Origin of the sequence: Niastella caeni (genome assembly GCF_004834005.1) — a bacterium.
Lineage (GTDB): Bacteria > Bacteroidota > Bacteroidia > Chitinophagales > Chitinophagaceae > Niastella > Niastella caeni.
Window position 1 is genome coordinate 247,347 of the sequence record NZ_STFF01000001.1, and the last position, 22,120, is coordinate 269,466.

Annotated in this window: 21 protein-coding genes and 1 riboswitch; of the genes, 8 read left to right on the forward strand and 13 right to left on the reverse strand. The window is 43.5% G+C overall.

Going from position 1 to position 22,120, the window contains the following annotated elements:
- A partial coding sequence (locus FAM09_RS30975; protein WP_208025462.1) for a hypothetical protein occupies positions 1-341 on the reverse strand: 341 nt, incomplete at its 3' end.
- A 574-nt stretch (positions 342-915) separates the two neighbouring features.
- On the opposite strand from FAM09_RS30975, the gene FAM09_RS01020 reads away from it, so the two are divergent.
- Positions 916-1,182, forward strand: coding sequence for a helix-turn-helix domain-containing protein (locus tag FAM09_RS01020; RefSeq protein WP_136575217.1), 267 nt, complete (start codon positions 916-918; stop codon positions 1,180-1,182).
- A 28-nt stretch (positions 1,183-1,210) separates the two neighbouring features.
- On the opposite strand, the gene FAM09_RS01025 is transcribed toward FAM09_RS01020, so the two are convergent.
- Complete coding sequence (locus FAM09_RS01025; protein WP_136575218.1) at positions 1,211-1,930, reverse strand: head GIN domain-containing protein; 720 nt, start codon at positions 1,928-1,930, stop codon at positions 1,211-1,213.
- A gap of 104 nt (positions 1,931-2,034) precedes the next feature.
- A riboswitch (TPP riboswitch) is annotated at positions 2,035-2,140 on the forward strand.
- A 58-nt stretch (positions 2,141-2,198) separates the two neighbouring features.
- On the opposite strand from FAM09_RS01025, the gene FAM09_RS01030 reads away from it, so the two are divergent.
- Entirely contained in the window at positions 2,199-4,628 is a 2,430-nt protein-coding gene (locus tag FAM09_RS01030) for a TonB-dependent receptor (protein ID WP_136575219.1), read from the forward strand.
- A 90-nt stretch (positions 4,629-4,718) separates the two neighbouring features.
- Here FAM09_RS01030 and FAM09_RS01035 read toward each other — a convergent pair whose 3' ends face one another.
- The 5 genes from FAM09_RS01035 to FAM09_RS01055 form a co-directional block, all read right to left on the reverse strand.
- Complete coding sequence (locus FAM09_RS01035; RefSeq protein WP_136575220.1) at positions 4,719-5,516, reverse strand: PASTA domain-containing protein; 798 nt, start codon at positions 5,514-5,516, stop codon at positions 4,719-4,721.
- A 232-nt stretch (positions 5,517-5,748) separates the two neighbouring features.
- Complete coding sequence (locus FAM09_RS01040) at positions 5,749-6,057, reverse strand: rhodanese-like domain-containing protein (protein WP_136575221.1); 309 nt, start codon at positions 6,055-6,057, stop codon at positions 5,749-5,751.
- 19 nt (positions 6,058-6,076) lie between these two features.
- Entirely contained in the window at positions 6,077-6,868 is a 792-nt protein-coding gene (locus FAM09_RS01045) for a PASTA domain-containing protein (RefSeq protein ID WP_136575222.1), read from the reverse strand.
- A gap of 121 nt (positions 6,869-6,989) precedes the next feature.
- Positions 6,990-7,985: a D-alanine--D-alanine ligase gene (locus FAM09_RS01050; RefSeq protein ID WP_136575223.1), complete on the reverse strand. Its 996-nt coding sequence runs from the start codon at positions 7,983-7,985 to the stop codon at positions 6,990-6,992.
- 320 nt (positions 7,986-8,305) lie between these two features.
- Entirely contained in the window at positions 8,306-8,653 is a 348-nt protein-coding gene (locus FAM09_RS01055) for a 4Fe-4S dicluster domain-containing protein (RefSeq protein WP_136575224.1), read from the reverse strand.
- An 81-nt stretch (positions 8,654-8,734) separates the two neighbouring features.
- On the opposite strand from FAM09_RS01055, the gene FAM09_RS01060 reads away from it, so the two are divergent.
- Both FAM09_RS01060 and FAM09_RS01065 read left to right on the forward strand, forming a co-directional pair.
- Complete coding sequence (locus FAM09_RS01060; protein ID WP_136575225.1) at positions 8,735-9,733, forward strand: acyl-CoA reductase; 999 nt, start codon at positions 8,735-8,737, stop codon at positions 9,731-9,733.
- A 272-nt stretch (positions 9,734-10,005) separates the two neighbouring features.
- On the forward strand, positions 10,006-11,508 hold the full coding sequence (locus FAM09_RS01065) for a trypsin-like peptidase domain-containing protein (protein WP_136575226.1): 1,503 nt from the start codon (positions 10,006-10,008) through the stop codon (positions 11,506-11,508).
- 152 nt (positions 11,509-11,660) lie between these two features.
- Here FAM09_RS01065 and FAM09_RS01070 read toward each other — a convergent pair whose 3' ends face one another.
- A complete protein-coding gene (locus tag FAM09_RS01070) occupies positions 11,661-12,932 on the reverse strand; it encodes an alpha-amylase family glycosyl hydrolase (RefSeq protein WP_136575227.1) in 1,272 nt (423 codons plus the stop codon).
- A 195-nt stretch (positions 12,933-13,127) separates the two neighbouring features.
- On the opposite strand from FAM09_RS01070, the gene FAM09_RS01075 reads away from it, so the two are divergent.
- Positions 13,128-14,357: a 4-hydroxy-3-methylbut-2-enyl diphosphate reductase gene (locus FAM09_RS01075; RefSeq protein ID WP_136575228.1), complete on the forward strand. Its 1,230-nt coding sequence runs from the start codon at positions 13,128-13,130 to the stop codon at positions 14,355-14,357.
- A 151-nt stretch (positions 14,358-14,508) separates the two neighbouring features.
- Positions 14,509-14,802, forward strand: a complete 294-nt coding sequence (locus FAM09_RS01080; RefSeq protein WP_136575229.1) for a hypothetical protein — start codon at positions 14,509-14,511, stop codon at positions 14,800-14,802.
- A gap of 83 nt (positions 14,803-14,885) precedes the next feature.
- Here the strand turns inward: FAM09_RS01080 and accC are convergent, their stop codons facing one another.
- The 5 genes from accC to FAM09_RS01105 all read right to left on the reverse strand — a co-directional run bounded on the left by accC (position 14,886) and on the right by FAM09_RS01105 (position 20,181).
- On the reverse strand, positions 14,886-16,223 hold the full coding sequence (accC, locus tag FAM09_RS01085) for an acetyl-CoA carboxylase biotin carboxylase subunit (RefSeq protein WP_136575230.1): 1,338 nt from the start codon (positions 16,221-16,223) through the stop codon (positions 14,886-14,888).
- A gap of 105 nt (positions 16,224-16,328) precedes the next feature.
- Positions 16,329-16,823: an acetyl-CoA carboxylase biotin carboxyl carrier protein gene (gene accB / locus FAM09_RS01090; protein WP_136575231.1), complete on the reverse strand. Its 495-nt coding sequence runs from the start codon at positions 16,821-16,823 to the stop codon at positions 16,329-16,331.
- 171 nt (positions 16,824-16,994) lie between these two features.
- Entirely contained in the window at positions 16,995-17,561 is a 567-nt protein-coding gene (gene efp / locus FAM09_RS01095) for an elongation factor P (RefSeq protein WP_136575232.1), read from the reverse strand.
- A 155-nt stretch (positions 17,562-17,716) separates the two neighbouring features.
- Positions 17,717-19,693 (reverse strand): M56 family metallopeptidase, encoded by a 1,977-nt coding sequence (locus tag FAM09_RS01100; protein WP_136575233.1) that lies wholly within the window; start codon positions 19,691-19,693, stop codon positions 17,717-17,719.
- A 113-nt stretch (positions 19,694-19,806) separates the two neighbouring features.
- Positions 19,807-20,181, reverse strand: a complete 375-nt coding sequence (locus FAM09_RS01105; RefSeq protein ID WP_136575234.1) for a BlaI/MecI/CopY family transcriptional regulator — start codon at positions 20,179-20,181, stop codon at positions 19,807-19,809.
- A 241-nt stretch (positions 20,182-20,422) separates the two neighbouring features.
- Here FAM09_RS01105 and FAM09_RS01110 point away from each other — a divergent pair, with 241 nt between their 5' ends.
- Complete coding sequence (locus tag FAM09_RS01110) at positions 20,423-20,926, forward strand: TlpA family protein disulfide reductase (protein ID WP_136575235.1); 504 nt, start codon at positions 20,423-20,425, stop codon at positions 20,924-20,926.
- Positions 20,927-21,126: 200 nt separating this feature from the next.
- The gene (gene mdh / locus FAM09_RS01115) at positions 21,127-22,056 is read left to right on the forward strand and encodes a malate dehydrogenase (RefSeq protein ID WP_136575236.1); all 930 of its coding nucleotides are present in this window, start codon (positions 21,127-21,129) and stop codon (positions 22,054-22,056) included.
- Positions 22,057-22,120: the final 64 nt, after the last annotated feature.

Consider the following 22,120-nt stretch of genomic DNA (forward strand, 5'->3'; position numbering starts at 1 on the left):
GGCGGACGCAGGTTCGATCCCTGCCTTCGCAACAAAGGAAAAGGCTCTGTAACAGGAGCCTTTTTTATTACTCTGATAGTATCATTATTGCGATGAGGCGCGGTAAACGTGGGCTCATATCCGCCAGCTGGCGGACGCAGGTTCGATCCCTGCCTTCGCAACAAAGGAAAAGGCTCTGTAACAGGAGCCTTTTTTATTACTCTGATAGTATCATTATTGCGATGAGGCGCGGTAAACGTGGGCTCATATCCGCCAGTTGGCGGACGCAGGTTCGATCCCTGCCTTCGCAACAAAAGAAGGAAATCTACATGCAACTCTGTGTGAATATGAATTACTTGCACTTTATTTTATTGAAAAAACAAGAACGGTTCATTTAAAAAGAAGAACACTTTATTGAAATAATTGAATACATTTTTCAATAAACAACCCCAGTTCATTGAAAAACCCAACTGCTTTTTTCAAGACCAAATTCTGTTTTTGAATTCCTGAAACATTTCCTTCAACAATCAATTATGTATTTTCAATACATAGAAGAAGGATTTAATAACCTTATCAATAAAAAATTATCAATATGACTATAAGCCCTTACATAAAAACAAACCCACCCCACTAAGGGGCGGGCATCATCGCCTTTTCCTTTTATACATCGAACTTCGTCAGAAATACTTTGTTCCTGTCACCTTTCTGGTTTGAAAAAGCTTGTTGTCTGATATTGAGATGTGGAGTTTCTACCGCCAACGGTATCGTATAAATGAAATTAATAATTCAGCCGTCGTTTAGCAACGGTTATCTATCATTGAAGTTACTATTTTTTTACTTCCATGTACTTTTTTAAGGACATTTATTATAGGACATATATCTTAGCGCCCCTTTTCAGGTATTTTAAAATAAGGGATTCCTATCTTAATTGCGTACATGCGAAAACGAAGACCGACAGCAAAGCGGCCCATAGCCCAGGAATTAACTGCTGCCGAAACCGAGAAGATGCTCAATAAAATTGGGAAAGTATTGAAGCATAAACGTCAGGCCAGAACAACGCTTGAAAGCTTTTCGTATGAAATTAATATCTCCAGGAGCGCCATGACCCGGTATGAAGCCGGTGGCGATATGTATTTAAGTACTTTTTTGAAATTACTACACGGGTTGGATATTAAACCTGAAGACTTCTTTAAAGATGTATAAACTATTAATATATTTTATCAGTAATATATTATCTTCCTTTTTTTGATATGCTCCCGCCCCCGCTGGCTGACTTATATTTTATCACGGGGTTTCCTTTATAATTCACATCACTGCCGCCACTGGCCTCTGCTGCCATTTCTTTGGTAACCGTTATACCGGCATCACTACCGCCACTGGCTTGTATAATGGCATATTCTGCCGTTAGATCAAAACCTTTGAATTCACTTCCCCCACTGGCATCTACTTTTACATTCACCACATTACCTTTTATGTTCACATCACTACCGCCGCTTTGATCAATGGTTAAATCAGTGACTGCTATTCTCCCGGTGAAATCGCTTCCCCCTGTCAACACCATTTTCAACTTATCACACTTCAATTCTCCCTGTATTATAATATCCGACCCACCAGAAGCCCGCAAACCCGTTAACGACTTCACCGCCACATACGCCTTTAATTTCCGGTTCTTCCAGTTCCAACTCATTATACCTGCATCTAAAAAGATCTTCAGCTCGCCATTTTCAACAACAGTTCTCATTTTATCCCGATGAGCAATTTCCGTAGCGCTTACCACCAACCCCTCTTCGGCACTCTGGGTAATATAAACATCAATACCATCAGAAACTTTAATGGACTGAAAGCTACTTACCGTGCGTTTTTCGGCATTGGCGTCATAGATCACCTTTTCCTGGCTATAAGCCATGAAGCTGATTAATAACAAGATAGAGGCCAACAGGCTTTTAAACATACATCGGGGGTTTGCTGGTGAAACGGGCAACAATGCTAATATGTTACATTATTCTTAAAAAATATTTGTTCGTATCTTTGTAGGCTCTTTCAAAAATAGAGAATTTCAGTTTCCCGGGGTGCTCTTCCGCCATTGGCGGGATGGCTGAGAAAATACCCGTAGAACCTGATCAGGGTAATGCCTGCGCAGGGAAGGTAGTTCCGTCATTTGTCTACGCTTCGCTTTCGCAGCATTTCTCTCAAACCATTTTTTGAACAAACTGATCAAGATGAAAAAAATGCTTTTGGGGATTTGCTACCTGTTATTAAGTCAATGCATCGCTGCACAGATCAGCGGCAAAGTAACAGATGCTGCATCCTCAACACCTATTGCCTCCGCAACCGTTGAACTGAGTAATGGAATGTCAACACTTACCAATGAAAACGGATCATTTGAATTCAGGAAAGTTAAACCGGGTAATTATACCGTTCATGTTACCTCGATAGGCTTTCAATCTACCTACCAGCCAATTACTTCAGGTAATACCGTAAACATTAAACTGCAACGGTTGAATCTTTTTTTACAACCGGTTGAAATAAAAGCTACCCGCGCCGATGATAAAGCGCCTTTCACTAAGAACAATCTTTCTAAAAAAGAAATTGAAAAATTAAACCTGGGCCAGGACCTACCGTTCATATTAAATCAAACGCCTTCAGTAATAGTGAACTCCGATGCAGGAAACGGTATTGGTTATACGGGCATCCGCATTAGGGGCAGCGATGCTACGCGCACCAATGTTACACTCAACGGCATTCCGTTTAATGATGCAGAATCACAAGGTACTTTCTTTGTTAACCTGCCCGATTTCACTTCCTCTGTCAATAGTATACAGGTGCAACGCGGTGTAGGTACATCATCGAATGGTGGCGCCGCTTTTGGCGCTACCATCAATTTAAGCACTAATGAAACCAATACTACTCCGTATGCCGAAGTAAATAATACTTATGGTTCATTCAACACCTGGAAACATACGGTTAAAGCGGGTAGCGGATTGATCAACGATCACTTTACCATCGATGCCCGGGTTTCCAAAGTTTCGAGCGATGGGTATATTGATCGCGCTAACAGCAAGCTGAAATCATTTTATTTATCCGGCGCTTATTTAAATAAGAACACATCTGTTCGCATGAATGTGTTCTCAGGTAATGAAAAGACCTACCAGGCCTGGAACGGTATTCCTGAAGCGAAGCTGCGCAACAATAAAACCGAGCTCGAAAAACATTATTATAACAACCTGGGCTCATTATATTTTACACAGCAGGACTCGGTAAATCTTTTTACTGCTGATCCCAGGAAGTATAATTATTTCACATACGCCAATCAAACCGATAATTACCAGCAGGACCATTACCAATTGTTCATCAATCACGACGTCAATGGCAACCTGGCTATCAATACTGCTTTCTTCTTAACACGCGGCCGAGGTTATTATGAAGATTATAAACCGGTAAGATCTTATGACGATTATGACTTGAACGATGTAGTGATCGGCTCTGATACCATTCGACATACCGACCTGGTTCAGCAACAATGGCTTGATAACTATTTCTATGGTGGGGTATTTTCTCTTCAATACAAAGAAGGAAATAATCAACTGATCGTTGGCGGTGGCTGGAACCGCTATGACGGAAAACACTATGGTAATGTGATCTGGTCGGCAATGGGTGGGGTTCCCAATGGCTATCGCTGGTATAATACAGATGCCTACAAAACAGATTTGAATGTATACACCAAATATCAATTGGAGGTGGCAGAGCATTTACAAGCATTTGTCGATCTGCAATACCGCCGCGTATCGTATTATATCGGTGGCTTTAAAAACAATCCTGCCTTATATCGACGCAACAAGTGGCATTTTTTCAATCCCAAAATAGGCCTTGCTTATTCGAAGAACGATTACCAGGTATACGCTTCTTATTCGCAGGGAAAGAAGGAACCCAACCGCGATGATTTTGAAGCAGGCAGCAACCAGCAACCGAAGCCGGAAAAGTTGCATGACTTTGAATTGGGTGCAGAAAAGAAAAATAAACTCTTCAACTGGTCTGCCACGTTGTATTACATGTTGTATAAAGATCAACTGGTACTAACCGGTAAGATCAATGATGTAGGTTCTTATACCCGCACCAATGTTCCCAACAGCTATCGCCTGGGTTTAGAATTACAAGGTGGCATTCACTTCACGAACTGGTTCAATGCCGCAGCCAATATAACGTTCAGCGAAAACAAGATCAAGGACTTTACTGAATATTACGACGATTATGATAACGGAGTTCAAAAAGCCGTACCGCATGGAAACTCAGACATTGCCTTCTCCCCTGCTATCGTTGCATCAGGCATGTTGAATTTCATTCCCGTCAATAATTTAGAGATCAGCCTGGTTTCGAAATATGCAGGCCGTCAGTACCTCGATAATACTTCTAACAAAGCACGCAGCCTTAATTCATATTACGTACAGGATGCCCGCATCAGTTATACGTTGCGGAAAGCTTTGTTTAAAGAGACTGCTTTGGTTGTGCAGGTAAATAATGTGTTCAACAAAAAGTATGAGCCTAATGGTTATACATACAGCTACCAATATGGCGGCTCGGTGATCACCGAAAACTTTTATTACCCAATGGCAGGCGCCAACTTTATGATTGGTTTGAATGTAAAGTTATAAGTGGGTGAGAATATAACTATAAACAAAAGCCCTGTTCATTGAGAACAGGGCTTTTGTTTATAATAAACTTCTAATAACTATTTCAAATACCTACGGCCTTACCCCGGCACTATCAACTCGTTGCCGCACGGGTTGCTCAGCCTGCACCCAAAGATCAACAAGCTGTCCCTGGCGTATACGTCTTACACTGCCGGTGGGCATTAAATGATCCGGCGCCTGCTTATAAACATACTGGTTGGGATCGGCGCCTGCCGGCATAATAATGCCTATGTTCAATCCGCTCGATTCCAGGATGGATTTAGCTTCTCCCAGGGTAACACCGAACAGGTCCGGCACCTCCAGCTCCTCTGTACCAGTTCCGATCCCAACTACCAGCACAATACCGCTTCCCATTGGTATTTTGGTGCCGGGCTTAATAGGCTGGCCTTTGTATTGCTGTTCCTTTACACTCCGGGCAATATCAGGTACGAACAATGTATCTTCCAGTTTCAGTTTCTGTTGCTGCATGGTGATCTGAGCAGCACGTAGACTAAGCCCGATCAGGTTGGGCATTTCTATATCAGGCGCTGCATCGCGGTTAATGGATAGATAAACGGTGCGGTTCATCTTCACCTTGGTTTCCGCATTGGGAAATTGCTTAACCACTGATAAAAGCGCCGCGGTATCGTTGAATACCGTATCCTGGATCTCTACTTCAAATCCCTGCGCTTCCAGTGTTTTTTTGGCTTCATCGTACGACATGCCGGCTACGGATGGAACCGCCAGCGTTTTATCGTGGCGGGTGATCCAGGATAAAGATTGAAAGAAAATAAAAAATAATAAAAGCAGTATGCCAATACCCAACAGGATATTAGCCCACAGTGGTCTTCCGGTAATGAATTTAAACACAGGTGATATTGATTAAATTATAAAATCAGGATACAGATCTCACTTGTGCCCCTTAAATACAGCTGCACGCTTTAAGCTACAAGCTGCAAGCAAATACAGCAGAAACCCATAAGCTAAAAGCTGTAAGCAATACAATTTCTCTTTCTGGCTCCTCGCTCATTTCCCACTGCCTGCTGGCTATTGCACTTTGCCCTTCTCTTTATGCCTTGTTGCCTCGATGCCCTGTTGCCATTTACTGCCCAAACTTCGACTGCCAGGCCAGCATACCGCCTGCCAGGTTCTTGGTATTGGAAAACCCAAGCGTTTCCAAAATAAGCGCCGCTTGTCCGCTGCGGTTACCGCTGCGGCAATACACGATCACTTCTTCATTCTTCAGGTTATCCAGTTCATCAACCTGCATCATTTGCACCTTTCCTAAAGGAACCAGCGTACCGCCGATATTAAATTCAGCGCGCTCATGTGGTTCGCGAACATCTACCAGGTTTAACTGCTCGCCCCTGTCAAGGCGTTCTTTTACTTCTTCTGGAGTTATATTTTGCATAAATGCTTATTTAAAAATTTTATTGTTCTACTGGTTCCGGAACTTCTCCGGCAGGTAGCCTAACCGGCTTATCGGCTTGCAGCCAAAGGTCAACTGATTGCCCCTGGCGAATGCGGTTTACCCGGCCGTCGGGCGACATGTGTTCAGGGCTTTGCCGGCCAACAAACGCGTTCGGGTCAATGCCGGGAATTACTGAACCTACATTCAATCCATTCGACTCAAGCAATACCTTGGCATCATTGTAATTCAATCCAACGAGGTCGGGCACACTAAAATCTTCATGGCCCAATCCACTGCCCAGTATTAATACAATCGGGCTTCCCTGTGGAACTTTTGTTCCTGCTTTAATGCGTTCGCCATTATATTGTTGCTCCAGTACCGAGTTCTTTGCAAAATCAGTACGGTATAAAGTGTCTTCCAGTTTCAACCCGTATTGATTCATTGAGATCTCTGCACTGCGAAAACTCAACCCTTCCAGGTTGGGCATTTCAATAAGGGGTGGTATCGCTTTGTTAATGGTAAGATATACCGTACGGTTCACTTTTACAAGAGCTTCGGCATCAGGAAACTGACGCAATACCGATAAAGGTTTTGCCGTATCATTATAAATTGAATCCTGTAACTCTACTTCAAATCCTTTGCTTTCCAAAATTTGCCGGGCCTCCGCAAACGATTTACCAGTTACGGCAGGAATGGTAAGGGTTTTATCATGCCTGGTAATCAAGTGAAGCGATTGCAGGAACACAACTACCAGTAAAATAACAATGCCTATTCCTGTTAGTATGTGCACCCAAAGGGGTTTCCCTGTCATGAATTTAAACAAGGTAGTATCTGTTTGTTTGTTCGTCAATTATATCGTCAATCGTGAATCGTGAAACGGCAATCATGAATCATTATCACATTAGCACATTCCCCTTCTTACTTCCGACTTCCTACTTCTTACTTCTTCTTTCCAATGCATCTTCAATCAATGCCGAATAGAAATCCTTCAACGTCCATCCCATAGCGCGTACCTGTTGGGGTACTATGCTCGCTTCACTTTGTCCCGGTACGGTATTAATTTCAAGCATATACGCTGCCTGTTTGGCTTCGTTGTATATAAAATCAATACGTACTACACCGCGACAGTTAAACAGCTCATATATTTTTTTGGCTGTGCTCCGCACTTTTTCCGCAATGGCTTCATCCACCTGCGCCGGTGTAATTTCTTCACTCATTCCCTGGTACTTGGCTTCATAGTCGAAGAAATCTTTTTTCGACTTCACCTCGGTGATCGGGAGGGTGATGATCTCTTTGGGCGATTTAAACACCCCAATCGTAAACTCCCGGCCGGCGATAAATTCTTCTACCAATACCTGGTCATCTTCTTTAAACGCTTTATCCAGGGCGCCAGCCAGGTCTGCTGCGGCATTCACCTTGCTCATTCCAATGCTCGATCCGCCGTTATTGGGCTTCACAAATACCGGTAAGGTCAACTGGCCCAGGATCTGTTCGGGGGTAACCGGGCTGTGTTTAAAAATATGTACAGATTTGGCAACATTTATGCCAGCAAAGGCCGCTACGGCCACAGTATATCTTTTATTAAATGTTAGTGCAGAAGTTGCTGAATCACAGGAGGTATAGGGCAAACCAGTGAGGTCAAAATAGCCTTGTAATTTGCCATCTTCACCGGGTGTGCCGTGTATCCCGATCAACACCGCGTCAAATGTTAATTTTTTGCCATCAATGATCAGGGAGAAGTCTTCCCGGTCAACGCTTATTTTATGGCCATTGCCGGCATCATAAAACCAGCCCTGAGGGGTAATATCAATTTTGTATACGCTATACTTGTCTGTATCGACATTCTTTTCAATAGTAAGCGCACTTTTATAGGAGATTTCAGCTTCTGTAGAGTACCCACCGGTAACAAAGGCAATATTGGGCTTCATGTAATGGTTGGAAAATTTTTTAGCAAATAAACGAAATTAAGTCGGAAAGTCAGCACCGGGGAAAGTGGTTGGGCCGTAGGCCCGGGCAGTAAGTTTTGTACCCCCAAATTCAATAAAAAAGGTGAAGGTCGTTAATCCTTCACCTCAATACGGCAGGAAATATCACCCGCCACTTACAAGTAGCACAAAGGCTACATTACTATTCTTATAGAAAGTTAGGAAATCTATTTGGCCCTATCAAAATTTTTTTGCCAAAACAAGTCCAAACGCTGGTTTCAACCAAAGTAAAGCCGTCGAACTTTACAGATTTCTTCACATTTCTAGATGTGCAGTTTTTCTTTTTTAGCCATCAGCTCTTCTACTGTTTCAACATACATTTCATCAGGCACACAGCAGTCGACCGGGCAAACGGCTGCACATTGCGGTTCTTCATGAAAACCCTGGCATTCAGTACATTTATTAGGAACGATATAATAGGTATCTACACTAACAGGTGCATTTGGCGCATCGGCATCAATTACACTTCCATCCTTTAATACAAAAGCTCCTTTTACAGTAGTGCCATCTGCAATCCTCCATTCTACCCCACCTTCATATATCGCATTATTAGGGCACTCGGGTTCGCAGGCTCCGCAGTTAATACATTCTTCCGTGATTTTTATAGCCATAACTTGCTGAATTTTATACCTGCCTGCAAGCAGTCAGGTGAATTGAATACAACTATTTTTGCACAACAAATATAAGGTGGAATGAATTTACAACAACGAATCGTTTTATTGAACCGGTTAGGTGAATATATTTTACAGAACAATGATAACTGGCAGGCAACCAAGGAAAAAGCCGGTTTGCAGAACCCCTGGTTCATCCCCGAATTTATAGATCTGGCTTCCCGGAACATCGCCCTCGCTTTTTTGCAAAAAGACAAACTTACGGCCTGGGCGAACCAATACAATATCCCCACTGACAATGCCACGCCCAAAAACATAGGCATCGTCATGGCCGGCAATATACCCCTGGTTGGTTTTCACGATTTTTTATGCGCTTTTATTACCGGGCACCGCCAAACCATCAAGCCTTCCTCAAAAGACGATGTGCTTATTAAACACCTGGTTCAACAACTATATGAGTGGGACGAAAGCACCCGGCAACTGATCACCTTTTCCGAAATGCTGAAGAACTGCGACGCCTACATAGCTACCGGCAGCAACAATTCTGCCCGGTATTTTGAATACTATTTCAGTAAGTACCCGCATATCATTCGCCGCAACCGCACTTCCGTGGCCATTTTAACGGGTGAAGAAACACCGGAAGAACTGGATGAACTGGCCGATGATGTGTATCAATATTTCGGTTTGGGCTGCCGGAACGTTACCAAATTATATGTGCCCGGGCAGTATGATTTTCTGCCCTTGCTGAACGCATTTAAAAAATACGATCACCTCATCGACCTTCATAAATACAAACACAATTATGATTATATGCTGGCCGTGCTGATCCTGAACAAACAATACTATATGACCAACCAATCTATATTATTGAATGAAAACAAAGAACTGTTCTCGCCCATCAGCCAGTTAAATTTTGAATATTATAAACCCGATGAGCGGCCAGAGAACCTGCTTGCAGGCAATGCAGATGTACAATGCATAGTTGGTAAAAATCATCTTCCTTTTGGCAAGGCGCAACAACCTTCTCTTACCGACTATGCGGACGGAGTGGACATACTGAAATTTTTACTGGAATTATGAAAAATTGGCAACGGCAACCTGTAAAAATTACATTTTAAAGCCCAATTACTTACTCATAATAATTTTTAACTTTCTGCTGGCAACCTGGTCATAATTACTTATTACTCCTTACTTTTCAGTAAATTTGAGAAGGGAAGTACGAAGACTTTAGTAAATTAATTGTTAAACCGAAATTACAGCGCTGGTTTAGTATATTTCCTGACGTTAATTTGTTGTTGTCAGGCATATAATTTGAAACAAGTATAAATCTCATAAAAAAATTTACAAAGATTATGAAGTGGAAACAAATACTGGCTATTGTACTCATTAGTGCCTCTACTACCGGAGTTACAATGTGGGGGTATAACCATTTTAGCCATAAATCTGATACATATGTTTATCAAAAAGAAGGGGATACGGGAAAGATCCCTGCGAATTACGCTGGCTTTAATGGCGTGGTGGGACAAAACGGTCCGGTTGATTTTTCCGCCGCAGCAGATGCTGCCATTCCAGCCACCGTACATATTAAAACAAAAGCTACCCGTACAGTAAGCAATAACCTTCCCCGGAATAATCCTTTCGGCGATCTTTTCCCCGACCTGGATGATTTCTTTGGCGATAGAAGCCGTTCTATACCGCAAATGGCTTCCGGTTCAGGCGCCATTATCAGCGAAGATGGGTTTATTGTTACCAATAACCACGTAGTTGACGGCGCAGATGATATTACGGTTACCCTCACCAATAAAAAATCTTTCAAGGCGAAGCTTGTCGCTTCTGACCCCAGCAGCGACCTGGCCGTTATCAAGATCGAAGCCAAAGGTTTACCATTCCTGTTATATGGTAACTCCGATGAGGTGAGAGTAGGCCAATGGGTATTGGCAGTTGGTTATCCGTTAACGCTTGAAACCACCGTTACAGCCGGTATAGTGAGTGCAAAAGGTAGAACGCTTGAAATAAACCGTCGCCAAAGCACCAATCCGGTTGAATCATTTATTCAAACCGATGCGGCGGTTAACCCCGGTAATAGCGGCGGTCCGTTGATCAATACAGAAGGTAAACTGATAGGTATTAACTCAGCCATTGCATCTCCTACAGGTGCCTATGCAGGTTATTCATTTACCATTCCGGTTAATATTGTTAAGAAGATCGTTGCCGACCTGATGAAGTTCGGAACTGTACAACGCGCTTACCTGGGTATCGATTATCCGCGCGACAATATCAGCGATGAAGAAAAGAAACAGAACGGCATTAAAGACGAAGGTGGTGTTTATGTAATGTCTGTTCGCGAAGGTGGCGCAGCTTCTGCTGCCGGTGTTAAGAAAGGCGATATGATCACCAAGATCAATGGCATTCCTGTTGTTACCGGCGCTGAACTGGTAGGTAAAATTGCTACTTACAGCCCTGGCGATAAGATCAGCATTACGTATCAGCGCGCAGGTAAGGAATACACTTCCAACATAACCTTAAGGAATTTTACCGGTACAACCGATGTGGTTAAAACTTCTGTGCTGGATAAATTAGGCGCCGACCTCGATAATGTGTCGAAGGACGATGCAAAAGAATGGAACATCAAAGGCGGTGTGTTGGTAAAATCAATAGGTTCACGTGGCCTGTTAAGCAAAGTAAGGATCCAGGATGGTTATGTGATTATCAAAGCGAATAACAAGGATGTTACCAGTGTAGATGAACTGAGAAAGGTCCTCGAAAACGCCAGCGGTTCCGTGAAAATTGAAGGTATATATCCCGGTTACGAAGGTGTTTACCCCGTCGTGATCAATTTAGATAGCGCCAATTAATAAATAGGGTAATATTAATTCCATATTAAAAGGAGCAAAGGATGTAAATCTTTTGCTCCTTTTCTTTTAGGCGTAAGGCAAAACGCGCAGAAAGCGGAAAGCAGAACGAGAAGCTCGAAATGGGGGTGCGTTATGCGTTTTGCGTTTAATGTTTAGCGTGCCAACACCAGGTACTCCCATCCCTTTAACTGGGGGGAAAAGGATGCATTTACCGTAACCGGTTGTTTGGTGAAAACGTTGGTGAATTTGCCCTGTACTTGTGCGCCCGGCAACTGCAGTGTTATTTCCTGGTCGGAAAAATTTAATACCACCAGTACTTCCTTTCCTTCATATTTCCGCACAAAAGCAAGCACCCGCTCATTATCGTTAGTAGCAAGCAATTGTGGTTTGGCTGCTTCGCCTGTCTGCAGGGCAGGGTGTTCTTTTCGCAAATGCAATAAGGTCTTATAAAAATCATGCAGCTCTGGCGTGCCGTTCCAGTTTATTTCATCCTTATCAAAAAAAGGTAAGCGCTTGCGAAGCGGTAATTCCTGGGCAGTATAAATAAGCGGAATTCCGTTCCAGGTATTGTTAAACACCGCTAGTGTGGCAGCCATATCGCCATACTTCTCATATTCAGTGCCATTCCAGGTATTTTCATCGTGGTTACTGGTAAACAGCAAGGGAGAGGTGCCGGCAGGCAGTTCGTATTGGTAATGGTCCAGGATCTCTTTTAACTGCGTCATGGTATTTTCCTTGCGGAAATACTTTTGGGTGACCGCCATCCAACGCCAGCCATATAAACAATCAAATACAGTCAGGTAAGGCACGTCCATGGTTTCGCCCAGCCAGAACAGCGGTTTTATGGCATCCAGTTCAACGCGGGCCCTGCTCCAGAAATCGAGCGGTACCAGGTGGCACATATCGCAGCGAAAGCCATCGATATCGCATTGTTTTACCCAAAAGCGCATTGCTTCTATCATGGCGGCCCGCATGCCATAGTCGTAGAAGTTCAAATCAATTACATCGTGCCAGTTATGCGTATCGTAAAATGTACCCTCTGCATCTCTTTTATAATATTCGGGGTTTGTCTGCGTCCACACATGGTCCCAACCCGTATGATTGGCCACCCAGTCGATAATGACTTTCAATCCCAGGCTATGGGCTTTTTTCACCAATGAGGTAAAATCGGCCAGGGAACCAAACTCCGGGTTGATGGCTTTATAATCTGAACAGGCATAATAACTGCCCAAGGTTCCCTGTCGTTTTTCCTTACTAATTGGCGTTATTGGCATAAACCACAAAATATCAACGCCCATATCCTTTAAACGGGGCAGGTGTTTGGCAAAAGCATTAAAAGTTCCTTCAGATGTATATTGGCGAACATTTACTTCATAAATATTGCTGTTAACACTCCACGCTACCGATGAAAATCTTCTCTGCATAAATCTCATTCCTGGTTGGTTTAATCAAAAATACGTCATTGTTCGATGGTTTGATTGTTTGATGGTTATGTTCACAATTGCAGGGAACTCCCATTCCCAGTAAACCTTATAACAATCAAGCCATTAGCCATTAAACCGTTAAACAATTCAGCCATTCAACCATCAAACAATCAACTTCCGTAACTTCGCCCTGGCATGAAAACATTTAATGTACCTATTACCTACCGTAGCCCGCTGATCACGGCCATTAAAAACAGCCGCAAACAGCAGGACAAGATGAAGAAGGATTTTACCCCTACCCTGCTTTCGCTTGACCCGTTGCACATTTACCTGGCCCGCCATTTTGGTTTTTGTTATGGGGTAGAAAATGCCATTGAGATCTCTTTCCGCACTATAGAATCGAATCCCGGCAAGCGCATATTTTTATTGAGCGAAATGATCCACAACCCGCAGGTGAATGCCGATCTGCAAAGCCGCGGCGTACAATTCCTGCAGGATAATTATGGGCATCAACTCATTCCATTCGAAGAATTAACTGCCGATGATGTGGTGATCATTCCGGCATTTGGTACAACGCTTGAAATTGAAAGCAAACTGAATGGGTTGGGTATTCCGGTTGAAAAATACAACACCACCTGCCCTTTTGTAGAAAAAGTATGGAACCGCAGCGAGCAGATTGCGCAAAAGGGATACACCATTGTAATTCATGGTAAACCGAAACACGAAGAAACCAGGGCTACCTTTTCACATGCCGCTAACAATGCGCCTTCGGTCATTGTGAACGACATGGAAGAAGCAAAAAACCTGGCGAAATATATTACCGGTGAAAAACCGGCTGATCAATTTTATACCGAGTTTGCCGGCCGGTTCTCAACCGGTTTCAACGCCGCACAACACCTGCAACGCATTGGCGTGGTGAACCAAACTACCCAACTGGCTACCGACACGCAGGCGATAGCCGAGTATCTGAAGCAAACCATTCAGCAACATTATGGTTTAACGCAGGAGAACATTGAAAGCCGTTTTGCCGATACCCGCGACACGCTTTGTTATGCTACCAACGATAACCAAACGGCGGTTACCGGTATGTTGCAAACTCCGGCTGACATTGCCATTGTGGTAGGCGGTTATAATTCAAGCAACACCACGCACCTGGCAGAGTTGTGTGAAGGGCAATTGCCCACGTACTTTATCAATTCTGCCGATAAACTACTTTCGGCAAAAGATATACTCCATTATAATTTTCATACAAAAGAAGAAAACATTTCGGTTGGTTACCTGCCCACCCGCAACCCGGCCCGCATTTTAATCACCAGCGGCGCTTCCTGCCCCGATGCGGTGGTAGAAAGCGTAATTCGCAAGCTGGCCTCGTTTTATGGGGTAGAACCCAGGCTGGACGCTTTAACCAGTCAATTGGCCGGTTAATCGTTCCTTTCGGTGCGTTTATATTTAAATAACTGTCGTATGCAGGATTTCATGACTATGAGTTGTACCCATAGTTAAACCCCTCATTGGCTGGTGGGTCTAAACAAGCGTTCCACGGTTTGGAACCGTGACACGCTTAAATCATATAGTCATGAAATGGGTGCAACTTTTATTGCTGGTGATGCTGATAGGGATGGGAACAACGGCTACGGCACAGCAACGCCTGGTAAACAACCAGGAAATGCGGCAACGAATGAGTGAGCTGCAATTGACGTTAGAACAAAAAAGAAGGCTCGCCGAATTGATACGCCGCGAGCGAATGCAATATTATTTGAACCAGAAAGCCCTGAATGAGATCTTGACGGAGAAGCAAAAGGCTATATTGCTTAACTGGCGGAGCAAACGGGATGGATTGAAATGCGACAGTATAATAAAGAAGAGATGAGTTGGGGGAGTTGACAAGTTAACAGGTTGATATGTTGAAATGCCTTGTAACTTTTCAACATATCAACTTGTAAAATAAATAACCTACACCATCTTGAATGTATCGAGGAACTTGGTGTTGAAATTACCCTTTATAAAATCTTCGTTGCGCATCAGTTGCTGATGGAAAGGAATGGTTGTTTTAACCCCTTCTATCACATACTCACTCAACGCACGGCTCATTGTATTAATAGCTTCCTCGCGGGTGCGTGCTACGGCAATGATCTTGGCGATCATTGAATCGTAGTATGGCGGAATTACATAGCCGGCATACACATGCGAATCGATACGGATACCGTGCCCGCCGGGTTGATGCAGCGTAGTGATCTTGCCCGGGCTCGGACGGAAATCGTTATACGGATCTTCGGCATTGATACGGCACTCAATAGCATGTAACTGCGGCTCGTAGTTCAATCCACTGATGGGTTCGCCACCTGCTATTTTAATTTGTTCTTTAATGAGATCGAAGTTGGTTACTTCTTCTGTTACGCAATGTTCTACCTGGATCCGGGTATTCATTTCCATGAAGTAGAAATTGCGGTGTTTGTCAACCAGGAACTCGATGGTGCCCACGCTTTCGTAACCGATGGCGGAAGCGGCTTTTATAGCGGCCTCACCCATGCGTTTACGCAGTTCGGGCGTCATGAAGGGAGAAGGTGATTCTTCTACCAGTTTCTGGTGACGGCGTTGTATTGAGCAATCTCTTTCGCTGAGGTGACAAACTTTTCCGTAGCGGTCGCCGGCTACCTGTATTTCAATGTGGCGTGGTTCTTCCACAAATTTTTCCATGTAAATGCCGTCGTTCTTGAACGAGGCGCCTGCTTCAGCTTTGGCGGTGTTATAGGCTTTTTCCATTTCTTCCTCCTGCCACACTACACGCATCCCTTTACCACCACCACCGGCCGTTGCTTTCAGAATGATGGGATAACCCACTTCTTTTGCCAGGCTTTTGGCTTCTTCCAGACTTTCCAGCAACCCTTCGCCACCGGGCACCACGGGCACGCCGGCTTTGATCATGGTTTCTTTAGCAGTCATTTTATCACCCATAGACCGGATCTGGTCGGGCGTGGGCCCAATGAATTTTATATTATGCTCGCCGCAGATCTCCGCAAAACGGGCGTTTTCGGCCATAAATCCGTACCCGGGGTGAATACCATCGGCATTGGTGATCTCTGCCGCAGCCATAATGTGCGGAATGTTGAGGTACGAATCGGAGCTTGCAGCCTTTCCTATACAAACAGCTTCATCGGCAAACCGAACGTGCAGGCTGTCTTTATCGGCTGTAGAATAAACAGCAATCGTTTTGATGCCCATTTCCTTACAGGTGCGTATCACCCGAAGGGCAATTTCTCCACGATTGGCAATTAATATTTTTTTGAACATTGAATTTAATTTGAAAATTTTTCAATTTGAAAATTTGAAAATAACCGGGTGACAGAAATGAACTTGCTGTTCATTTTCAAATTGCCACATTTTCAAATTTTCAAATTAAGCTGGTTCTACCAGAAACAAAGGTTGGTCGTATTCTACCGGCGAAGCATCTTCTACCAACACTTTTACAATACGTCCTTTTACTTCGCTTTCAATTTCATTAAAGAGTTTCATGGCTTCGATAATGCAAACTACTTTACCAGCTGTAACATCATCGCCTATTTCTACAAACGCAGGTTTACCGGGTGCGGAACTGCGATAAAAAGTACCGATCATCGGGCTCTTAATGGTTATCAAATTATCGGCAACTGCATCGGCAGTTTTTGTTTTATCGGCAGCAGGAGCAGTTACATGCGCCGCAGTTTGAGCAACTGCAGTTTGCTGTGGCATAGCAGTCATCATAGGAGTATGTACAGGAGCTGCAATGACATTTTGAGCCGGTTCTTCTTTTTGCTTGATGGTTAATTTAAATCCCTTTTCTTCTATCGTCACTTCCCCAATATTAGATTTGTTGATCATTTTGATCAACTCCTGAATTTGTTTAAAATCCATCTGTTAAAAATTTTAAGTTGTCGTTTAAGTCCTGTAGAACAGGCGGCTAAGATAAGGATTACACACTAAATATATCCAAAACCGTTTTTTTAAAATGGAGTTGGGTATTTATCAAAAAAAGAGGACAATGGATATTTGTTCCATTGTCCTGATATTACTTAAGTAAATATATTATTCTTTTACTCTTTCTACATATTCGCCAGTCTTCGTATTTATACGAATCAGTTCGCCTTCGTTAACAAACAGCGGTACGTTCACGGTAGCGCCGGTTTCAACGGTGGCAGGTTTTAAGGTACGGGTTGCCGTATCACCTTTTACACCTGGCTCGCTATAGGTTACTTTCAACACAATTTTATCGGGCAATTCTACACTCATCGGTTGTTCGGTTTCGGTATTGATGAGTACAGATACCTCTTGTGCTTCTTTCAGGAACTGCGGTGCATCTACCAGGGTTTCAGCAAGAGCGATCTGTTCAAAGGTTTCATTATCCATGAAATTGTAGCCAGTATCGTCTTTGTATAAGAACTGGTATGTTTTGCGTTCAACGCGCACCGGGTGAATGGTATCGCCGCTGTTCCAGGTCTTTTCAATACTGCGGCTATTGTCAACGCCTTTCAATTTTGCCCATACCTTGGCAGCAGCCCGGGCAGTTTTATTTTCACCAAATTCAACCACTGTATATAAACTTCCATCCAGTTTAATGATCATGCCACGGCTGATATCTGAGGTATTTGCCATAAATTATTAAAATTTCAAAAGTCAAAAAACAAGTACAATTCTAAAAAGTGGCAGCAAAATTATAGCAAAATTGTCAGGTGGCAAAATGGGCAGTTTCTGCAAAATATTGGGGAATACGGTTTCCGGGGAACGAATTAAAAAGTAAGGCATCCTGTTTATTGGTCCTGGGCAGGCTGCGTGGGGTCCTGTTTTTGGGGCTCGACTGCTTTAGGGGCCGGTTTCGCCTTTTCTACCAATTTTATAGTTCTATAACCGGTTACAATCACGGTTTGCGGTTTCGCCTTACCTGCGGTAGTTGTTTTTGCACTTACCACCGGTTTGGCATCTGACTTCTTACCCATTACAATCACCTCGTCTACTGAATTAATCAAGATAACTGGGTTGGCTCTGAGCGCCGTTTTTGCACTTATTACAGGTTTTACACTGACCGCCATTTTTGCTCTTATTACAGGTTTTGCACTGACCGCCGTTTCTGCATCCATCTTCTTACCGGTTACAATCATCACGGTTGCCGGTTTCACATTATTTGAGGTAGCAGTTTTCATGACGGTGTTGGCATCTACATTATGGCCGATCACAACAACCTCTTTTAACGGTTCTGCCTTAGCTATGGTAACCGGCTTTCCCTCAACAACCGCTACCGGTTTTGGACGACCCCATACCTTTTTTACAGGCGGCGGCGGAGGTGGCATTTTTCCATATTTGGCCTCATACTGTTTGTTTTTGTCCCAATCTGTTAATGCAACCGCTTCTACAATTTTTTTATTCCTGTTTTTTACAATTACCACACACTCGCCGTTATTGTCGGCAACAGTGATGCAATATCCCTTTTCGTTATAGCAATCCTGTAAAGGAGCAGCAGGCGGCAAAGGCATTTCTGGTCTTTCTGCCTTTTCAGGCGCCTCTGGCGCTTCTGGCGCTTCTGGCATTTCAACTTTTTCTGGTTTTTCAGGGGCTTCCGGTCTTTCCTTTATTTCCGGCAACTCCGGAGCTTCGGGCGCTTCTGGTCCTTCCAGTACCTCCCTGTCATCAATAGAAGGTACTGCGGGAGGTGCTGGCGGTTCAGGCAATGGACCATACTTCTGCTCAAATACTTCTTTTTCTTTCGGCTTGGTGAGGTCGTACTTTTCAGTCTTTCCATTCTTTAACCGGATGGTGACCTTGCCTTTATCGGTAACATCGATCGTGTTGATCTCTTTCCATCCTGGCGGTTCTTTAGGCGCTTTTGGCAAAGTATCGGTTACTGCTGCTTGCAAAGTGACCGGTTTATGCCCTTGTGTTGTGTTGCGAAATGCTAACAATACAACTACCAGCAAAGGCAGCATAAATAAGAATCGGATAAGGTGCACGCGGGCACTTTTTGTTTTGTTCATCATGGCTATTCTTCTTTTTAAGGATGAGAAATTAAAATTGGCGGCTATACTAAATGAATTGACTCCTGTAACTTTCAATAACAGGTATTGGTATTGTTTGCGGTCCAACCCTGTTTGCAGTACCTGCTGATCTGCAATAAACTCCAGGTTCTGCCGAATATCATGGCGCAGCAACCAGGCAAATGGGTTATACCAGTTCAATATGCACAACAGTTCACTCCAGATTATATCAAGCGAATGCCGTTGCTTTACGTGAATGAACTCGTGGCGAATGATCTCTTTTAATTCCTGTTCGCTGTGCTGGTGCTGGTTTACATAAATGCCCCGGCCAAATGAAAAGGGTATAACCGGTTCATCAATATGATACAGTTTTACTTTATCATCGTATAATAATACTGCCTTTGACCGCATTTTGAACAATGAATAATATTGAATGAGCAGGCGCACTATCATCAGCAACATGCCCGTAATGATAATTATTATTGTTACCAGCATCCAGTCTATTGTAAGTTCATTTTCCGCCGGCTGCGTCATTTGCGTAATGGCAGGTATGTAATTGATGAAAGCCGATTCCCGTAGTGCAGGTTGTTTCACTATTATGGTAAATACATTTACAAACGGAATTATAAAGCATACCATAGAGTATATCAGCAGGTACCAGCGGTTCCAGTTATAAAAGGTAAGCCGGCGCAGGAAGAGCTGGTAGAAAAGATAGACTATGGAGAGGCTGATCGTTAGTTTAAGGATATATTGTAGCATAATGTTTCGTTTGGGATACTTTGAACCAATTTTTGATTTTGAGATTTAGAGATTTGGTGATTTCCCTGGGTTTGAATTTTCCGAAAAATCTCAAAATCCCGAAATCCCGAAATCTATTTTTTCTTGCTTCCTCCCTTCTCAATCATCTCAATAATATCTTTCAACTCGCCCGGACTTAACTTCTTCTGCTCTACGAAAAAATTCACCAGCTCTTTGTACGAGTTATCAAAATAATCTTTTACCACGCCGTTCATGAAATGCTTTTTGTAGTCTTCCTCCGTTATAGCCGGTTTATACATATAGGTGTTGCCCACCAGCCGGCTTTCCAATAGCCCCTTTTTTTCAAGGTTCTTAACGGTAGAGGCCAGGGTGGTATACGGTGGCTGATGAGGCGAATCCATATTTTCCAAAAACAGCTTTATGTTACCCTCCCCCGTTTTCCAGATCACCTGCATGGCCTGCTCTTCCTGTGCGGTTAACTTTTCCATCTACGAAGTTTTCGTAAACCTACGAATAATTCGTAAATATTGCCAAATCTTTTTTGTTAAATGAACCAGATGACTATCTATCCTGTTCATTTACTGTTATTTTTGAACAATTAAATTTTTTAAGCGGGCTTAGCTTTGAACAGTTTTTTGGGCAAATATTTAGCACCATTCCAAACTACCCGCAAGGCTGGCAGGGGATGAAAAGCCCACCTGGCCAAACGACACAAATAATTATTATCAGATGAAAAACTGGCTATTCCTTTTTACCCTGGCATTTGTTGTAAAACTGGCATCGGCACAAACATTACCACCCGACAGTCCGGCCTATAAACGGTTCCCCACGGTTCCGCCATTTACTATTTTACAGGTCGACAGCACCACATTTTCGAAAGAAAAACTGAAGCACCAGCCTACGCTCATCATGTATTTTAGTCCGGATTGCGACCATTGCAAACACCAGTGGGCCGATATGCAGAAGCGGATGAACGACCTGAAAAAATACCAGATCGTTATGGTCACCTATCAGCCTTTTGAAGAAATGGTTGATTTTTATAAGAAGCAGAAGATTGCAGATTATCCTAATATAAAATTGGGGCGGGACACCCGATTCTTCCTGCCGCCCTTTTTCAAGATCCAAAACCTGCCCTACCAGGCTTTATACGATAAAAGCGGCAACCTGATCACTACTTTCGAGGGCAATGTGAAAATTGATAAAATGCTGACAGCTTTTGAGAAAGCTAAGTAGATGGCTTGATGGCTAATTTGTTTATTGGTTATAGTCTCTGAAATTCAGGAATTCCGACAATATTCAGCAGTCTGAAAACCGAAGTCAACAATCAAGCATTAGAACAATCAATTAGGCAAACAATAAATAAAAAAATCAATATTCTTTCTTCGCGCCCTATTTTTGCGCAAAAATTAGCTCAACACCTTAAATTTTTTCTGATGAAAGTAACTGTTGTAGGCGCCGGTGCAGTGGGTGCTACCTGCGCTGATAATATCGCCCGGGCCGAACTGGCTGAAGAACTGGTATTGTTGGATATCAAAGAAGGCCTGGCCGAAGGTAAGGCCCAGGATATGATGCAAACCGCCGCTTTATTGGGCTTTGATACCCGCATCACCGGTAGTACCAATGATTACAGCAAAACAGCCGGCAGCGACGTAGTAGTAATTACATCAGGTTTACCCCGCAAACCGGGCATGACGCGTGAAGAACTGATCGGCACCAATGCCGGTATCGTAAGAACTGTTTGTGAGAATATTCTGAAGTATTCGCCCAATGCCATCATTATTGTTATCAGTAACCCGATGGATACCATGACCTACCTGGCGTTAACCGCTACCGGTTTGCCCAAAAACAGGATCATTGGTATGGGTGGTACGCTCGATAGCGCCCGCTTTAAATATCAATTGAGCCAGCACCTGGGTTGCAGCCCTGCCGACCTAAATGCAGTGGTAGTAGGTGGACACGGCGATACCACCATGATCCCTTTGATTCGCCTGGCAACCTGGAACAGTGTGCCTGTTACTCAATACCTAAGCGAAGAAAAACAAAAACAAATAGTGGCCGATACCATGGTGGGCGGTGCTACTTTGACCAAACTGATCGGTACCAGCGCCTGGTATGCACCCGGAGCAGCCGGAGCAGCCCTGGTTGAAAGCATCGTGCGTGATCAGAAAAAATTATTTACCTGCTGCGTTTCACTGAATGGCGAATACGGTCAAAAAGACATTTGTCTTGGTGTTCCGGTTACCATCGGAAAGAACGGCTGGGAAAAGATCCTTGACTTTGGTTTGAATGCCGAAGAACAAGCCCTGTTTAACAAAAGCGCCGACGCCGTTAGAAATATGAACGACGTGCTGAAGACATTATAGTATCCCTAAGTTGTAGGAAGTAAGATGTATGAAAAACTACGATCTTACTTCCTATTTCATTTTA

Excerpts from the sequence above, each read along its gene's own strand:
- FAM09_RS01020 (WP_136575217.1), top strand. The coding sequence starts at position 916 with ATGCGAAAACGAAGACCGACAGCAAAGCGGCCCATAGCCCAGGAATTA.
- FAM09_RS01025 (WP_136575218.1), bottom strand. The coding sequence starts at position 1,930 with ATGTTTAAAAGCCTGTTGGCCTCTATCTTGTTATTAATCAGCTTCATG.
- FAM09_RS01030 (WP_136575219.1), top strand. The coding sequence starts at position 2,199 with ATGAAAAAAATGCTTTTGGGGATTTGCTACCTGTTATTAAGTCAATGC.
- FAM09_RS01040 (WP_136575221.1), bottom strand. The coding sequence starts at position 6,057 with ATGCAAAATATAACTCCAGAAGAAGTAAAAGAACGCCTTGACAGGGGC.
- FAM09_RS01045 (WP_136575222.1), bottom strand. The coding sequence starts at position 6,868 with ATGACAGGGAAACCCCTTTGGGTGCACATACTAACAGGAATAGGCATT.
- FAM09_RS01050 (WP_136575223.1), bottom strand. The coding sequence starts at position 7,985 with ATGAAGCCCAATATTGCCTTTGTTACCGGTGGGTACTCTACAGAAGCT.
- FAM09_RS01055 (WP_136575224.1), bottom strand. The coding sequence starts at position 8,653 with ATGGCTATAAAAATCACGGAAGAATGTATTAACTGCGGAGCCTGCGAA.
- FAM09_RS01060 (WP_136575225.1), top strand. The coding sequence starts at position 8,735 with ATGAATTTACAACAACGAATCGTTTTATTGAACCGGTTAGGTGAATAT.
- FAM09_RS01065 (WP_136575226.1), top strand. The coding sequence starts at position 10,006 with ATGAAGTGGAAACAAATACTGGCTATTGTACTCATTAGTGCCTCTACT.
- FAM09_RS01070 (WP_136575227.1), bottom strand. The coding sequence starts at position 12,932 with ATGCAGAGAAGATTTTCATCGGTAGCGTGGAGTGTTAACAGCAATATT.
- FAM09_RS01075 (WP_136575228.1), top strand. The coding sequence starts at position 13,128 with ATGAAAACATTTAATGTACCTATTACCTACCGTAGCCCGCTGATCACG.
- FAM09_RS01080 (WP_136575229.1), top strand. The coding sequence starts at position 14,509 with ATGAAATGGGTGCAACTTTTATTGCTGGTGATGCTGATAGGGATGGGA.
- accC (WP_136575230.1), bottom strand. The coding sequence starts at position 16,223 with ATGTTCAAAAAAATATTAATTGCCAATCGTGGAGAAATTGCCCTTCGG.
- accB (WP_136575231.1), bottom strand. The coding sequence starts at position 16,823 with ATGGATTTTAAACAAATTCAGGAGTTGATCAAAATGATCAACAAATCT.
- efp (WP_136575232.1), bottom strand. The coding sequence starts at position 17,561 with ATGGCAAATACCTCAGATATCAGCCGTGGCATGATCATTAAACTGGAT.
- FAM09_RS01100 (WP_136575233.1), bottom strand. The coding sequence starts at position 19,693 with ATGCTACAATATATCCTTAAACTAACGATCAGCCTCTCCATAGTCTAT.
- FAM09_RS01105 (WP_136575234.1), bottom strand. The coding sequence starts at position 20,181 with ATGGAAAAGTTAACCGCACAGGAAGAGCAGGCCATGCAGGTGATCTGG.
- FAM09_RS01110 (WP_136575235.1), top strand. The coding sequence starts at position 20,423 with ATGAAAAACTGGCTATTCCTTTTTACCCTGGCATTTGTTGTAAAACTG.
- mdh (WP_136575236.1), top strand. The coding sequence starts at position 21,127 with ATGAAAGTAACTGTTGTAGGCGCCGGTGCAGTGGGTGCTACCTGCGCT.